This is a genomic window from Candidatus Palauibacter soopunensis, assembly GCF_947581735.1.
Taxonomy (GTDB): domain Bacteria; phylum Gemmatimonadota; class Gemmatimonadetes; order Palauibacterales; family Palauibacteraceae; genus Palauibacter; species Palauibacter soopunensis.
The window spans coordinates 49,461-65,274 of the sequence record NZ_CANPVT010000032.1; the positions used below are offsets into that span (position 1 = coordinate 49,461).

Genomic DNA, 15,814 nt, shown 5'->3' on the forward strand with positions numbered 1-15,814 from the left:
AGGCGCCGGTACGATCATGATCGAGATCAATCTTCTGCCCGAATCCCTGCGCGCCCGGCAAGGGATCGCGACCAACGGGCACGCCGAAGGCGGTCTCCACATCGATTTCTGGGGTGTCGCACTGCTGATTTCGGCACTGACCATCCCGCCGGGCACGGTCGCGCTGTGGTGGTCGCAACGGTCCGAAGCTCTCGAACTCGGGGCGCGCCTTGAAGCGGCCATGGCGGACTCGGCGCGGCTCGCCGAACTCCACGCGGCAAGCGACAGTCTGTCGGAGCGGTCTCGCGAGATCCGCGAGCGCGTCGCCCTGGTCGAACGACTGGACCGCGACCGGTTCGCGTGGCCGCACATGATGGACGAAATCAGCCGCGCGCTCCCGCCGCCGGCGTGGCTGATTTCCCTGCGTCAACTGTCGCCGCCGCCCGACCTCACCGTCGAACTCCAGGGGGTTGCGGGCAATCCGCTCGCGATCACGGAATTCGTCCGTAGCCTGGGGACCTCGGACTACATCGCCGATGTGAAAATCATCGGCAGCCAGCAGCAGCAGGGATCCGATCCCGAGCAGGTCTCGCGGCAGGCCTTCACCCTCGTTCTTCGGTTCGCCCGGGCGTCCGCGTTGCGGCGGGTCGGACCCACTTGACCGTGCTGCCCAGGGATTCGCGCGCGCAGTACCGGGTGCTCGGGCTCGTACTCCTGCTGGGCTGCGGGACGGCCTTCCATCTGCGCTTCGGCAACCCGCGCAGGGTGGAACTGGCCGAGTTGGCGGAGCGGGTCGAGCGGGCGGAGCGAGTCAACGCCCTCGCCGAGCTGCCCGCCGGAAACCTGGATGCGATACATGAGAGTCTCGTGCTCGGTGAACGACAACTCGCCGCGCTGAAACGGCTCGTGCCGCGAGAGCGTGAAGTCGAGGCCATCTACGAAGCCATCGCGGCCGAAACACAGTCGCTCGGTCTCGAGCTCGTCCACGCCCTGCCCGCCGACCCCGTGACCGACTCCACCGGCTACTTCGTGCGGCAGCAGTGGGCGCTTCAGGTGGAGGGGGCATACCACGACGTCGGGACGCTCCTGACGCGAATCGCCGGCTTCGCCCGAATTGTGCGGCCCGAGGTCGATGAAATCGTACCCTCCCGGATCACCAACTCGGGTCGGCAACTCGTTCATGCGCGCTTCAGCCTCGAAACCTTCGTGCTTCCGCCGGAGGACGACGCTTCGCCGGAGGAAGGATGATTCGCCTGATCTTCACCGTCGTGCTCGCCGCTGCGTTCCGGACCGGGCCATCGGAGGTGGCGGCGCAGACACGGCCGCCCCCCGTCTATGAGCGGGAGGTCTTCACGTACCCCGTCTTCAACCGACGCGACCCGTTCCAGCCGCTTCACCTCGATACGCAGGCGGGGCCCCGTTTCGGAGACCTTACCCTGGTCGGCGTGCTGTACAACCCGCGACTCGGAAGCGTGGCGATTCTGACCGATCGATCGACGGCCCGGCGATACCGAGCCCGCGAACGCGATGTCATCGGCACCGCCCGCGTCGTGCGGATTCGCATGGAGGAGGTGGATTTCGTGATCACGAGCTTCGGGGTCAGCCGTCAGGAGACGCTCCGGGCAAGGCGTGAAAGGGGGACAGGCGGATGATCTCGCGGGCCTTTCTGGCGTTCGCCGTGGCGGTCGCGACGGCGTCCCCAACCGAGATGCGGGAAGTAAGGATCGCTTCCGAGGGGACGGAAACCGAGATCACGGTGGTCGTCGGCGGACCGGCCACGCCCCGCCACATGATGCTCGCCAATCCTCCGAGGCTGCTTCTGGACATAAGGGGAGTGGATCGCGGACTGGCCCGCCGCCACTACGATCGAATCAACCGCGGCGGAGTTCTCGGGATGCGTTCGACCCAGTTCCGGCCCGGGACGGTGCGGCTCGTGTTCGACCTCGATCGGGAAACCGCCTACCGCGTGACCGCGGACTCCCGTGCGGTTCGCGTGACCTTCCAGAACCCCGGCCCGCCATTTCCTCCCTGGTCCACGACGGATGCCCGGGCGGCTGCTGCGACGGATGCTCGGGGGGCTGCCGCGACGGAGACCCGAGGGGATGCTGCGCCGTTGCCCGCAGTCCAGGAGACCGAACCGCGCATCTCGGTGGTGTACGACAGCGCCAGCATGCTCGATGTCCTCGCCGGTTTCTCGGAGTTCGCGGACATCTCGGTGGTCCCGAACGGCGAGGTCGCGTCCGTCGTCGTTCGAGGCATCGACATCCGGGATCAGCCGTGGGATGTGGCACTGAACGCGATCCTGTCGGCTCAGAACCTCGGCTGGCACAGGACCGACAGCGGGATCATCGTCGTCGACTGGCTGGAGAACCTTCAGGCGCGGGATCAACTGCTCAGCGAAACGCGCGTGATCCGGGTCAACTATGCGCGTGCGGATTCGGTCGCCGAGACGCTCCGACACCTGGCCACGCCCGACCGCGGCCAGGTGGTGTCGTTCTCCGGCAGCAACACCGTCATCGTGACCGACGCACCGTCTGTCGTCGCGCGGATGGACACGATCATCGCGGCACTGGACCGGCGTCTCCCCCAGGTCGCGATCGAGGCGAAGATCGTGTTCGTCGATCGGACGGACGTACAGCAACTGGGGATTGTGTACGACCTGAAGGAACGGAACGGCGGTTTCGTCGAGCAGGGACTCAACGACTTGATCGCCGCCCCCGACCCTGATCAGCCGCCCCAGCTCGTCGATCTGAACGGCGACGGCACGCCCGACGAAGCCTTTGTGCGGCGGACGAACGAAACGCTCGTGAATCTGGGGGGCTCCGCGGTCGCGGCGCTGGCGAACGCGAACGATCGGCCGATCGGACCGGCGCTTCAGATACTGACGGCGGTCGCGTTCGGCGATTTTTCCCTCTTCGCCTTCCTCGAGGCGCTCGAATCCCACCAGCTATCGGACGTGCAGGCGGCACCCTCCATCCAGGTCGTGGATCATGCTCATGCGCGGATCCAGGTGGGCGAACGCACGCCCATCCGGGTCCTCGAGCCGGGCGCCCAGACCGAGAATGCGCGTGTCAACGTCGAGTTCGAGGACACCGGCATCATCCTCGACGTCGTACCGCACGTCACGAACAACGACCAGATCCGCCTGGAACTGATGGCGGAGCGGTCCGGACTGAAGCTCGGCCTGTCGGATGTGGGCTTCGTGTTCGAGAAACAGATCGGAGAGACGACGCTGCTGCTCGAGGATGGAGAGACGGCCGTAATCGGAGGGCTTACACTGAGCGAAGTGAGTCGGAGTCGGAGCGGCATCCCCGGCCTCATGAACCTTCCACTGCTCGGGACCCTGTTCCGGAGCACGAAGGAGAACGAAGTGAAGCAGGACCTCATCATCCTCGTCACTCCTCACATCATTCGGTCCGGCCCTGAAGGGTCGTAGAAGGGGACGTGGTTGCGGCTCCCGCCTTCGGCACATCCTTTTCCCGCCGTTGGAACGGCCGCTTGATGAGGAGAGAATCCACGCGATGCTGACAGAATGCTGAGATGTCTGAGGTTGACGACGGCGGGCGAAACACACGGCCCGGCCGTGGTCGCCCTGCTGGAAGGGATCCCCGCCGGACTGGCGCTCGAGCCCGAAGATATCGCGCGGGAACTGGCGCGCCGGCAGGGCGGGCACGGCCGCGGGGGCCGCATGAAGATCGAGAAGGATGTGGGCGAGATCTTCGGCGGCGTGCGCCTCGGAGAGACGTTGGGGGCTCCGGTCGCGGTCCGGATCCCCAACCGCGACTTCAGAAACTGGGGCGCGGCGATGGCGGTCGAAGCGCCGCAGGTGGACGACGACGAACTCCTGCGCCGGGTATACCTGCCGCGACCGGGACACGCCGACCTCGCGGGAATGATCAAGTACGGGCGACAGGACGCCCGCGACATCCTCGAACGTGCAAGCGCCCGCGAGACCGCCGCGCGCGTTGCCGCCGGGGCCGTCGCCAAGCGGCTGCTGGACGAGTTCGGCGTGCGCGTCGAGAGTCACGTGGTGTCGATCGGTCCGGTGGAGGTGCCGCCCGGGCTGCCGCTGCCGGAGGATCTTCTCTCGGTGGCCGACGCCTCGCCCGTGCGCTGCATCGACGCCGACGCGACCGCCGCGATGATCGACGCGATCGATGCCGCGCGTCGCGCGGGCGATTCGCTGGGAGGCGTGTTCGAGGTCGTCGCGCGTGGCGTGCCCGTGGGGCTCGGGAGCCACGTCACCTGGGAGACCCGCCTCGGTGGCCGGATCGGCGGCGCGATGATGTCGATCCACGCGATGAAGGGCGTCGAGATCGGCATGGGATTCGAAGCCGCGCGTCACCGGGGGTCCGATGTCCACGACGAGATTGAACGGGATCCGGCGCGCCCCGAGAGCGGCGGCTACCGGCGGCGGCGGAACAACGCGGGAGGCTTGGAAGGGGGGATGACGACGGGAGGCGACATCGTCGCTCGCGTGGCGATGAAGCCGCTCAGTTCGCTGCGGCGCCCCCTCGACAGCGTGGACACCCGGACCGGCGAACCCGCCAAGGCGGTCCTCGAGCGCAGCGACGTGTGCGCGGTGCCGGCCGCCGGGATCGTCGGGGAGGCGATGCTGGCGCTGGTGCTGGCGGACGCGTGGATCGAAAAGTTCGGCGGCGACAGCCTAGCGGAGATGCGGTCCAACGTGGAGAGCTACCTCGCCCGGATCGGGACGTGACGTGTCGAGCGTGCCCCGAAGGATCTGGCTCGTCGGCCTCTCCGGGGCGGGGAAGAGCACCATAGGTCCTCTGCTCGCCCAGCGGCTGGGGTATCGCTACGTGGATCTCGACCACGAAGTCGAGGAACTGGCGGGGGAGACGATCCCTCACCTGTTCCGCGTCGGCGGGGAAGCGGAGTTCCGGCGGCTCGAGGCCAGGGCCGCGTCCCGGACGGCGCGGGCGACGGATGTCGTCGTGGCGACCGGGGGTGGTTGGATGGCGCGCCGGGACATCGACCGTACGTCCGGCGGTCGGGTACGCGTCTGGTTGCGCGTGCGCCCCGAGACCGCGATCCATCGCCTCTCCCGGGAGGGTGCCGCGGCCCGGCCGCTGCTGGCCGGACCCGACCCCGCGACCGCGCTCGCCACGCTGCTCGCGGCGCGGGAGGCCGCCTACGCGGAGGCCGAGGTGGTGCTGGAGACGGATGGACGGGAACCGGAAGATGTCGTGGAGGTAGCGCTGAGAAGTCTGCGGAGTTTCGCCGCCCGCCCGCCGGCGGACAGGGAACGACAAACTGAAGGACAACAGGAGAGTTGAGAGACCGCCCGTGAATCTCGTCATCGTGGAGTCGCCCGCGAAGGCCCGCACTCTGGAATCGTATCTCGGAGCCGGCTTCAGCGTGCAGGCATCCGTCGGCCACGTCCGGGACCTTCCCAGGAGCGGCCTCGGCGTCGACGTCGAAAATGGGTTCGAGCCGGAGTACGTCACGATCGAGGGAAAGGAACCCGTCCTCCGGAAGCTGCGCGCGGCGGCGGCGAAAGCGGATTCCATCCTTCTCGCCACCGACCCCGACCGGGAGGGCGAGGCGATCGCCTACCATATCGTGGAGGCCCTGACCGCGCGGAAGCGCGCGCTTCGAGAGCGGTTCCGCCGCATCACGTTCAACGAGATCACCAGGAGTGCCGTACTCGAGGCGCTCGAGCGGCCGGGAGAGATCGACCTCCCCCGCATCGAGGCCCAGCAGGCGCGCAGGATTCTGGATCGTCTCGTCGGGTACAGGGTCTCTCCGCTTCTGTGGAAGAAGATCAAGCCCGGACTCTCCGCGGGCCGCGTGCAGTCGGTCGCCGTCCGCCTGCTTGTGGAGCGCGAACGGGAACGGCGCGCCTTCCGGAGCGGCGCCTGGTGGCGCCTGCGCGCGCACCTCGCCGCGGACGGTGGCGCCTTCACGGCCGATCTGGCCGCGCTCGACGGCGTGGCGATCGCGACCGGCCGGGATTTCGATGAGCGCACCGGCACTCTCAAGTCCGGCCGCAAGGTCGTCCTGCTGGACCGGGAACGCGCCGAGGCGCTCCGCGCGCGGTTGGCCGATGCGACCTTCACCGTCGTCAGCCTGCAGGAGAAGCGGTCGAAGCGGAGTCCGTATCCTCCGTTCACGACGGCGACCCTCCAGCAGGAGGCCAACCGCAAGCTGAACCTCGGGGCCCGGGAGACGATGCGGATCGCCCAGGCGCTCTACGAGGCCGGCCGCATCACCTACATGAGGACCGATTCCGTTACGCTCTCCGAAGCGGCGATCACGGCGATTCGCAGCCGCGTCGCGACCCGGTATGGGAAGGAGTATCTGAGCCCGGCCCCACGGCGCTACAAGACGAAGTCCCGCTCGGCCCAGGAGGCCCACGAGGCGATTCGCCCGGCCGGCACCGACATGCAGACCGCCGATGAACTCGGACTCACCGGCCGGCAGAAGGCGCTCTACGAACTGATCTGGAGACGCGCGGTCGCGACGCAGATGGCGGATGCCCGGCTGCGGCATCTGAAGGTGCACGTGGATGCGGAGGAGGCGCGCTTCCGCGCCGCGGGGAAAGTGATCGAGTTCCCCGGCTTCTTCCGCGCCTACGTCGAAGGCTCGGACGATCCGGACGCGGCGCTGGAGAACCAGGAAACGGTCCTCCCCGACATGCGGGAAGGTCAGACGCTCGCGAACCGCAAGCTGGAGAGTCGGAAGCACGAGACGAAGCCGCCCCCCCGCTTCACGGATGCGGCGCTCGTGAAGGAACTGGAGGCGGACGGAATCGGGCGTCCCTCCACGTACGCCGCCATCATCTCGACCGTCGTCGATCGAGGGTACGCGGTGCGACAGAACAAGCAACTCGTCCCCACCTTCATCGCCTTCGCGGTGACCGGTCTCCTGGAGGATCATTTTCCGAACCTCGTCGACACCGGGTTCACGTCCGAGATGGAGGAGGCGCTGGACGAAATCGCTCGAGGCAACGTGGACTGGCGCGCCTACCTTGGGGACTTCTACAGCGGGGGAGAGGGTCTCGAGGCGCGACTTGTCGAGCGCGAAGCGGCCATCGACCCGCGCGAGGCCTCGACCGTGCGGCTCCAGGACCTCACTCCCCGCGTGCGGATCGGCCGCTACGGGCCCTTCCTCGAACTCGAGAAGAACGGCGACCGGCTCACCGCGTCCCTCCCCGACGACGTTGCCCCGGCCGACCTCAGCGAGGAACAGGCGATCGATCTCCTCCGGAAGCGGGCGGAGGGTCCGGATCGTCTCGGGGAGGACCCCGATTCCGGAGAGACCATCTACCTCATGGAGGGGCGCTTCGGCCCCTACGTGCAGCGCGGCCAGAGGGAGGACGGGAAGAAGCCGAAACGCGCCTCCCTCCCGAAGAACGTTCGGCCCGAGGACGTATCGCTGGCGACGGCGCTCAAACTGCTCGCCATGCCGGCCCCGCTAGGTTCGCACCCGGAAAGCGGGGACCCGGTGAAGGTGGGGATCGGGCGCTACGGCCCGTACGTCGTCCACCAGTCGGACTACCGTTCACTGACGGAGAACGACGATCCGCTCGAGATGACGTTTGAGCGCGCCATGGAACTGCTCTCCGCGCCCAAGACGCGGGGCCGCCGGGCGAGCGCCACACCGCTGCGGGAAGTCGGCGCGCACCCGGATGACGGTGAGTCGATCGCCATCTTCAAGGGTCGCTACGGTCCCTATGTGAAACACGGCAAGACGAACGCTTCGCTGCCCAAAGGGACCGAGCCCGATGAGGTCACGCTGGACGTGGCGCTGGATCTGCTGAGGAAGCGGAAGGAGCGCGAAGCGACCAGAAAGGCGGGGGGGCGGCGCGGCGGCCCCCGCAAGAAGTCGTCGAGAAAATGACCCCGACGTCGGCGCCCGCCGGTGCGCGAGCGCGAGCCCGGCGCGCATGGGTCGACGACTTCCTTCGCTACGCCCGTGCCGAGCGCCGACTGTCCCCCGGCACCGTGTCCGCATACCGTCGCGACCTCGGCCAGTTCGAGGCCTTCGTGAGCGCGTACGAGGGGACGCACGACTGGGGCTGGGCGGACGTCCATCGGGTGTCCATCCGTTCGTTCATGGGAGACCTCGAGCTGCGCGGGCTGAAACGTTCCTCCATCGCCCGCAAGCTCGCCGCCGTGCGCGCCTTCTTCGCCTTCCTCCAGCGCACGGACCGGGTGGAGGCCAGCCCGGCACGACTCGTCCGCACCCCCCGCCGGGACCGGACGCTGCCGGCCTTCCTGAGCGAAGAGGACGCCCGCGAGCTGCTCGACACCGCCGGCGCGGCGGCGCGGCGGGACGGATCCGCGGTGGCGCTTCGGCGCTGGGCGGTCCTCGAGTTGCTTTATTCGTGCGGACTGCGGCTGGCGGAGGTACACGGCCTCGACGTGACCGCGGTGGACCGCCACACCGGGCAGGTCCGCGCTCTCGGCAAGGGCGGGAAGGAGCGTGTGGTCCCTCTCGGCCGGCGCGCATCGGAAGCGCTCGGCGCCTACTTCGGGAAACGGGGGGAAAGCGCCTCCCGCGCCGCGTTCCTCTCCGTTCGCGGCACCCGCCTCTCGCGGCGGCAGATCCAACGCGACGTGACGGCCCAACTCGCGCGGGTCGCGGACGGCGACCGGCTGACCGCACATTCGCTGCGCCACTCCTTCGCGACCCACCTTCTCGACCGGGGGGCGGACCTCGTCTCGGTGAAGGAGATGCTGGGACACGCGAGCCTGAGCACCACCCGGATCTACACGCACACGTCCGTCGACCGCCTCAAGCGCGTACACTCCCGGGCCCACCCACGCGGAGGAGAGTGAGAGCATGATACGAGCCACGACGATCCTCTGCGTTCGGGTCGGAGGGGAGGTCGCCATGGCGGGGGACGGCCAGGTGACCATGGGAGAAACCGTCGTCAAGGCGAAGGCGAGCAAGCTCCGCACCATGCGCGATGGCCGGATCCTGGCGGGCTTCGCCGGCGGCGTCGCCGATGCCCTCACCTTGTTCGAGAAGTTCGAAGCGCAACTCGAACGCTACCCTCGCCACCTCACCCGCGCGGCGGTCGAACTCGCGAAGGAGTGGCGGAGCGACCGCTATCTTCGGCGGCTCGAGGCGCTGCTCGCCGTCGCCGACCGGGAGACGAGCCTGCTCATCGCCGGCACGGGAGAGGTCATCGAACCGGACGACGGCATTCTCGCGCTCGGTTCCGGCGGGCCGCACGCGCTCGCCGCCGCGCGGGCCCTCGCTCGCCGGACGGAGTTGCCGGCCGCGGAAGTGGCCCGGCAGGCCCTCGAGATCGCAGCGGAGATCTGCGTATACACGAACCGGGAGATCACGGTACTCGAGCTCTCGGGCGACGAAGCCAACGGGAACGAGCCATGACGATCGATATCAGCCCCGCCCCGGATCCCGGCGACCCCGGCATCGCGGCGGCGCTCACCCCGCGGCAGATCGTCGAGGAACTCGACCAGTACATCATCGGACAGGACGAGGCGAAAAAGGCCGTCGCGATCGCGCTCCGCAACCGCTGGCGCCGACAGAACGTCGACGAAGGGATGCGCGAGGAAATCCTCCCCAACAACATCATCCTCATCGGCCCGACCGGCGTGGGGAAAACCGAGATCGCCCGCCGCCTCTCCCGGCTCGCCGGGGCCCCGTTCATCAAGGTCGAGGCTTCGAAGTTCACCGAAGTGGGCTACGTCGGCCGCGATGTGGAGTCGATGATCCGGGATCTCGTCGAGATCGCGATCAAGCTCGTTCGCGAGGAGCAGGAGGCCCGGCACGGGGAGATCGCCGACCGGAGGGTCGAGGAGCGCCTCCTCGACCTTCTTCTCCCTCCCGTGGCGGAGGGTGAGTCCGCGGCCGGTCCCGGCGGGGGCGCGCAGCGACAGTTCGTCGTGTCGCTCGCGGGACAGGCATCCGAGACCCGCTCCGACGAGCCTTCCGAACAGCGCAAGCACCGCACGCGAGAGAAGCTCCGCGGCCTCCTGCGCGACGGCATGCTCGATGAGCGGGAGGTCGAAGTCGAGGTCAGCGAGAGCGCGATCCCGATGCTGGATGTGGGGGGCGGCATGGAAAGCCTGGACTTCAACGTCGGGGAAGTCCTCAAGGGCGTTCTGCCGAAGAAGACGCGCCGCCGCCGGGTCACGGTAGCGGACGCCCGCCGGATCCTCCGCTCCGAGGAACTCGCGAACCTGGTGGACATGGAGGAGGTCACGGAGCAGGCGCTTCGCCGGACCGAGAGCATGGGGATCGTCTTCCTCGACGAGATCGACAAGGTCGCCGGGAAGCACGGCGGCACGGGACCCGACGTGTCCCGCGAGGGTGTGCAGCGCGACCTCCTGCCCATCGTCGAGGGGTCCACGGTCCAGACGCGGCACGGGATGGTGCGCACGGACCACATCCTGTTCATCGCCGCCGGGGCCTTCCACATCGCGAAGCCCTCGGATCTCATCCCCGAACTCCAGGGCCGGTTCCCGATCCGTGTGGAACTCGAGAGCCTGGATGCGGAGGCGTTCACCCGCATCCTCCAGGAGCCTCGCTACGCCCTCCTTGCACAGTACCAGGCACTCGTGGAGACCGAGTCCGCCCGGCTCGAGTTCGAGGAGAGCGCGGTCCGCGAGATCGCCTGCATCGCGAGCCAGGTGAACGAAAGGACGGAGAACATCGGCGCCCGGCGCCTCCATACCGTGCTCAGTACGCTCCTGGAGAAGATCCTCTTCGATCTGCCGGAGGCGCGTGCCAACGACACGATCGCCATCGACGCGGACTTCGTGCGGGACCGTCTGTCCCGCATCGCGGACGACGAAGACCTGAGACGGTATATCCTCTGAACGGAAGCCCGAGGACTCACGAAGCCATGGACCGGACCCGACACTTTCTCTCGATCGCCGACTGGTCGCCCGAGCGGCTGCGCGAGGCCCTCGATCTCGCGGACCGCCTCAAGGCCGACCCGGACCAGGCGGGCCGTCCCCTCGCCGGGAAGACGCTCGCCCTGATCTTCACCAAGAGTTCGACCCGCACCCGGGTTTCCTTCCAGGTGGGGACGCACCAACTGGGCGGGCAGGCGCTCTTCCTGTCCGCGCGCGATATCCAGATCGGGCGCGGGGAGCCGCTCGCCGATACGGCCCGGGTCCTGTCGCGCTACGTACACGGGATCATGATCCGTACCTTCGCGCAGTCCGACGTCGAGGCGCTGGCCGAACACGGTTCGATCCCCGTCATCAACGGACTCACGGATCTGCTGCACCCCTGCCAGATCATGGCGGATCTGCAGACCGCACGCGCCGAGTTCGGCCCCGACCTCTCGGGACGGACCGTCGCCTGGATCGGCGACGGCAACAACGTCGCGAACTCGTGGTTGAACGCCGCGGCGAAACTCGGCTTCCGGCTCCGTCTCGCCTGCCCGGAAGGCTACGATCCGGACCCCGCGATCCTCGCCGCCGCGGGGCGTGCGACGCAGATCGACCTGTTCCGGGCGCCCGCGGAGGCGGCCGAGGGCGCACACGTCGTTACGACGGACGTCTGGGCCTCGATGGGACAGGAGGAAGAAGCGGCGGAACGCGCGCGGGCCTTCGAGGGATACCATGTGGGCGCGGAGATCATGGCCCGCGCCGCCGACGATGCGATCTTCCTCCACTGCCTGCCCGCGCACCGCGGCGAGGAAGTCGCCGCCGACGTCATCGACGGGCCGGCGTCGCGCGTGTGGGACGAGGCGGAGAACCGGCTCCACTCGCAGAAGGCGATCCTCGCCATGCTCATGGGAGCGGCATCGTGAAGGACCTGAAAGAGACCCCGCTGTTCGAAGAACACGTCCGGCTGGGCGGCAAGATCGTCCCCTTCGCCGGGTACGCGATGCCCGTGCAGTATCCGACCGGCATCAGGGCCGAACACCATGCCGTGCGCGAGAAGGCGGGCCTGTTCGATGTCTCCCACATGGGAGAGTTCCGCGTGCGCGGTGAGGGCGCGCAGGCGTTCGTAGCCTACGCGACGACGAACGACCCCTCGCGCCTGGAGCCGGGAGATGCCCAGTACAGCGCAATGTGCCACGAGACCGGCGGCGTCATCGACGACCTCATCGTCTACTGCATGGGCGAGGCGGATTATCGGCTCGTCGTGAACGCGGCCAACATGGCCAAGGACTGGGCGCATCTCAGCGGCCTCGCTGGCGGCTTCGACGTGGAAATGACGGACGAGAGCGATGAGATCGCTCTCCTCGCCCTCCAGGGGCCGCTGGCGGAGATGACGCTCGCGCCGCTGACCGACCAGCCGCTGGCGGAGATCGACTACTACCGGTTCGTGCACGGGAACGTGGCGGGCGCGCCGTGCGTCATCAGTCGGACCGGGTACACGGGGGAGATCGGTTTCGAACTCTACATGCCGAATGCGAGCGCGGTGCCGACGTGGCGGGCGCTCGTCGCGGCCGGCGCCGTTCCCACGGGTCTCGGAGCCCGCGACTCGCTCCGGCTCGAGATGGGCTACGCGCTCTACGGCAACGACGTGGACGACGAGACGACCGCGCTCGAGGCCGGACTCGGATGGCTCGTGAAGCACGCCAAAGGCGACTTCGTGGGCGCGGAAGCCCTCGCCGCGCAGCGCGCCGCCGGCCTCACGCGAAAGCTGCGCTTCCTGAGGCTGCTCGAGCGGGGCTTCCCGCGGCCGGGCTACGACGTTCGATTCGAGGGGGAGGCCGTCGGCGTAGTCCGCAGCGGCACCGTGAGTCCTTCCATGGGGCACGGAATCGCGACGGTCTATCTGCCGGCCGCCGCCGGGTTCGGGGACGCGGTCGAAGTCATGATCCGGGGGAAGGCGATCGCGGCCGAGGTCGTGCGTCCGCCCTTCTACCCGCGTGGCTCGCTGCACCGGATCGCGCCGCGGATCGCGGTCATGACGATCTCCGACGGCGTACACGCCGGAGAGCGGGAAGATGGTTCCGGGGACCTCATCAGGACGTGGATTCGGGGGCGTGCCTACTCGCTGTCCGGCGCCGATGTCGTGCCCGACGAGAGCGCCGCCATCGCCGCCCGCCTCCTGCACTGGTGCGACGTACGGGGGGTCGACGTCGTTCTCACGACGGGCGGGACCGGGCTCGCGGTGCGCGACGTGACGCCCGAGGCGACGCGCACCGTCATCGAGCGCGAAGCGCCGGGGATCGCAGAGATGCTGCGCCGCGCCGGCGCCGAGTCCACGCCGTACGCCGCGCTGGGCCGCGGACTGGCGGGAATCCGCGGCGAGACCCTCGTGATCAATCTGCCCGGGAGCCCGGGCGGCGTCTCCGACGGCCTCGCCGCGCTCGAGCCCGTGATCGACCACGCGGTCGATCTGCTGCGCGGCGATACCGTGCACGTGTCTCCGGGCGGCTGATGGCGCGCGTCTTCGTCGACGGACGCGCCGTGGAGGCCGCCATCGCCGTCCGCCAGGCCGTGCAGGCGGACGGGCACGAGGTGGAGTTCGTCGAATCCGTGCGCGAACTCGAGGGACGGCTCGGCGGTGCGGCCGAGGTCGCCCTCGTCCTCACGGGTCCTCCCGACGAATCGCGCGCCGCAGCCATGCGCGGCCTGTTCGAAGCGGAGATTCCGCGCCCTCCCGTGCTCGGACTCACGGAGGAGACCCACCCGGACGCACGCCGGCAGCTCGCACGGTCCTTCGATCTCGACGAGGCGCTGTCGCTTCCCGTCGATCCCGACGAGATGAGGGTCGTCCTGCAGACTCACCTCGACCGCTACGACCTCCAGCGGAAGACGGGGATCATCGGGCGCACCGAGGCCGTGCGAGAGATCCTCGAGCGGGTACACATGATCGCCCCCGTGATGAGCACCGTCCTCCTCACGGGCGAGAGCGGGACCGGAAAGGAACTCGTGGCGCGCGCCTTTCACCGCCTGTCCCCGAGGCGCGCCAAGGCCTTCATCGCGGTGAACTGCGCCGCCCTCCCCGAGTCGCTGCTCGAATCCGAACTGTTCGGGCACGAGAAGGGCGCCTTCACCGGAGCGACGTCGCTGCGGCGGGGGATGTTCGAACTCGCCGATGGGGGCACGCTCCTCCTCGACGAGATCGCGGAGATGCCACTCCCCACTCAGACGCGGCTGCTGAGGGTTCTCGAGAGCCGCCGCTTCATGAGGGTGGGCGGAGATCACGAGATCCAGGTCAGCGTGCGCGTCGTCGCCGCCACCAACCGCAACCTCAGGCAGGCGGTCGAGACAGGGGAGTTCCGCCGCGACCTCTACTACCGCCTGAACGTCCTCAACGTCCACGTCTCCCCGCTCCGGGAGCGCCGCCGCGACATCCCCGTCCTCATCCGCCGCTTCATCTCGGAGTTCAGCCGCCAGCACGACCGGGAGTTCCGCGGACTCGCACCCGAGGCGCTCCAGATCCTCCTCGACTACGACTGGCCCGGGAACGTCCGGGAACTCCGCAACCTGATCGAGTCCATGGTTGTGCTCGCGCCCGGCTCCGTCATCCGTCCGGAGGACATCCCGCCCGAGATCCGGTCCGGCGGCGTGAGCCTCGTGCCGTCTCCCACACGCATCGCGCCTCCGGTCGACGCGGGCCCGGGATCCATCCCGAGCTCACCGCAACTCGCGTTCGTCTTCCGCACTCTCGTCGACCTCAAGGTGGACATCGATGATCTCAAGCGTGTGTTCGAGGCCTACAGGTCGGGAGCCCGCCAACTCCCTCCGGTCCCCGCCCGGAGCGTGGCGGGAGAAGACATCGGGGACGCGATCGAGATCGACATCACCGACGCGGTCGAGGCGATCGATGCGACCGGCGCCGAAGTCGTCTCACCGACCGGGGACGGTCCCGAGCCGGAGGACGCGGACGTGATCGCGATCCGGCCCGGGATGACGATGGAGGAGATCGAGCGCGCGGCGATCATCGCCGTGCTCCGCCAGGCCGGAGGCAACCGCCGCAGGGCCGCGGAGGCGCTCGGCATCGGCGAACGCACGATCTACCGCAAGATCCGGAAGTACGGCATCGAACACTAGCGTCAGGTTCCCGGGGCGGACTTCGTCACTCCGCCGAACCGGCCTCGGCGCGCGCTTTCAGCCCTCGCGCCACGTCGTTGAACCCGCGGCGCACGAACCCGCCGAAGAGCAGCATCACGAGCGGGATGAGGAGGCCGGAGAAATCATCCGACGTCCGGTAGCGGCACCGCCCCTCTCCCACGGCTTCCAGCCGCTGCTCCCTCAGGGCCGAGATCAGGAGGCGGTGGCCCATCGTCGTGCTCCACGCGATGAGGTGCGGCGGCTCGACGGCCTCGATCCGTTCGACCTGCTTCAGACTCCAGGGTCCCATCCGGACGGACAGCTCGACCGGCGAGCCGATCTCGAAGTCCGTGGCGACCGAGGGCGTGAACGGATTCCATTCGACGTAGCGCTCGAAGTCCGTGAGGATGTCCCACGCCCGTCCGATCGGCGCGTCGATTTCCACGGTTTCCGAACGCACATGCCCCTTGAACAAGGCGCCGCCCTTCCGCTGTGACTTCACTCTGACTCACCCGCCGCGAACCCGCGCCCACCCTCTTCGCCGGCTCGCCGGTGTCGCGCCAGCAGCGCCTCGCTTTCCCGCCACAGTCGCGCTCCGGCGGAGGCGTCCACGGCCGGCGCGGACATCTCCTTCTCCCGCATCAGGTGCAGATAGACCCCGCTGCGCCGACCCATGTCCTCGGCGCAGCACGCATAGGTCACGGGCGCCACCGCCTTGTGGGGCGCCGCGAACAGCAGGCGTTTCGCCGGGTGAAGCAGCGGCTTGAGAAACCACGGCGCTTCCCGCATCAGGTCGGAGTCGACCGCCCCCGGACACAGCGAGTTCACGGCGATCCGCACCTCTCCCTCCGGGTTCAGCCGGCGCGACA

At 68.8% G+C, this 15,814-nt stretch carries 15 protein-coding genes; 13 read left to right on the top strand and 2 right to left on the bottom strand.

Features of this window, described 5'->3' with window-relative positions; genetic code table 11:
• Window positions 1-16: 16 nt before the first annotated feature.
• The 13 genes from RN901_RS09565 (at window position 17) to RN901_RS09625 (ending at window position 14,945) form a co-directional block, all read left to right on the top strand.
• Complete coding sequence (locus tag RN901_RS09565) at window positions 17-640, top strand: PilN domain-containing protein (RefSeq protein ID WP_310758048.1); 624 nt, start codon at window positions 17-19, stop codon at window positions 638-640.
• 2 nt (window positions 641-642) lie between these two features.
• Window positions 643-1,227 carry a type 4a pilus biogenesis protein PilO gene (pilO, locus tag RN901_RS09570; RefSeq protein WP_310758049.1) on the top strand — a complete coding sequence of 195 codons (585 nt, stop codon included), beginning with the start codon at window positions 643-645 and terminating at the stop codon, window positions 1,225-1,227.
• The gene (locus tag RN901_RS09575; protein WP_310758050.1) at window positions 1,224-1,631 is read left to right on the top strand and encodes a hypothetical protein; all 408 of its coding nucleotides are present in this window, start codon (window positions 1,224-1,226) and stop codon (window positions 1,629-1,631) included. Before pilO ends, RN901_RS09575 begins: the two co-directional genes overlap by 4 nt.
• Window positions 1,628-3,415: a secretin N-terminal domain-containing protein gene (locus RN901_RS09580; protein ID WP_310758051.1), complete on the top strand. Its 1,788-nt coding sequence runs from the start codon at window positions 1,628-1,630 to the stop codon at window positions 3,413-3,415. Before RN901_RS09575 ends, RN901_RS09580 begins: the two co-directional genes overlap by 4 nt.
• 96 nt (window positions 3,416-3,511) lie before the next feature.
• On the top strand, window positions 3,512-4,699 hold the full coding sequence (aroC, locus tag RN901_RS09585) for a chorismate synthase (protein ID WP_310758052.1): 1,188 nt from the start codon (window positions 3,512-3,514) through the stop codon (window positions 4,697-4,699).
• Window position 4,700: 1 nt separating this feature from the next.
• Window positions 4,701-5,276, top strand: coding sequence for a shikimate kinase (locus RN901_RS09590; RefSeq protein WP_310758053.1), 576 nt, complete (start codon window positions 4,701-4,703; stop codon window positions 5,274-5,276).
• 10 nt (window positions 5,277-5,286) lie between these two features.
• Window positions 5,287-7,842 (top strand): type I DNA topoisomerase, encoded by a 2,556-nt coding sequence (gene topA, locus RN901_RS09595; RefSeq protein ID WP_310758054.1) that lies wholly within the window; start codon window positions 5,287-5,289, stop codon window positions 7,840-7,842.
• Complete coding sequence (locus RN901_RS09600; RefSeq protein ID WP_310758055.1) at window positions 7,839-8,783, top strand: tyrosine recombinase XerC; 945 nt, start codon at window positions 7,839-7,841, stop codon at window positions 8,781-8,783. Before topA ends, RN901_RS09600 begins: the two co-directional genes overlap by 4 nt.
• 4 nt (window positions 8,784-8,787) lie before the next feature.
• Window positions 8,788-9,345, top strand: coding sequence for an ATP-dependent protease subunit HslV (gene hslV, locus RN901_RS09605; protein WP_310758056.1), 558 nt, complete (start codon window positions 8,788-8,790; stop codon window positions 9,343-9,345).
• The gene (gene hslU / locus RN901_RS09610) at window positions 9,342-10,796 is read left to right on the top strand and encodes an ATP-dependent protease ATPase subunit HslU (protein ID WP_310758057.1); all 1,455 of its coding nucleotides are present in this window, start codon (window positions 9,342-9,344) and stop codon (window positions 10,794-10,796) included. The genes hslV and hslU overlap by 4 nt, the downstream gene beginning before the upstream one ends.
• 26 nt (window positions 10,797-10,822) lie before the next feature.
• Window positions 10,823-11,740 (top strand): ornithine carbamoyltransferase, encoded by a 918-nt coding sequence (gene argF, locus RN901_RS09615; protein ID WP_310758058.1) that lies wholly within the window; start codon window positions 10,823-10,825, stop codon window positions 11,738-11,740.
• Window positions 11,737-13,326: a glycine cleavage system aminomethyltransferase GcvT gene (gene gcvT / locus RN901_RS09620; RefSeq protein WP_310758059.1), complete on the top strand. Its 1,590-nt coding sequence runs from the start codon at window positions 11,737-11,739 to the stop codon at window positions 13,324-13,326. Before argF ends, gcvT begins: the two co-directional genes overlap by 4 nt.
• Entirely contained in the window at window positions 13,326-14,945 is a 1,620-nt protein-coding gene (locus tag RN901_RS09625) for a sigma-54 dependent transcriptional regulator (RefSeq protein ID WP_310758060.1), read from the top strand. The genes gcvT and RN901_RS09625 overlap by 1 nt, the downstream gene beginning before the upstream one ends.
• Before the next feature lie 25 nt (window positions 14,946-14,970).
• Here the strand turns inward: RN901_RS09625 and RN901_RS09630 are convergent, their stop codons facing one another.
• Window positions 14,971-15,447 carry an SRPBCC domain-containing protein gene (locus tag RN901_RS09630; RefSeq protein WP_310758061.1) on the bottom strand — a complete coding sequence of 159 codons (477 nt, stop codon included), beginning with the start codon at window positions 15,445-15,447 and terminating at the stop codon, window positions 14,971-14,973.
• The coding region (locus RN901_RS09635; RefSeq protein ID WP_310758062.1) for a hypothetical protein at window positions 15,444-15,814 on the bottom strand (371 nt) is incomplete at its 5' end. The genes RN901_RS09630 and RN901_RS09635, both read right to left, overlap by 4 nt.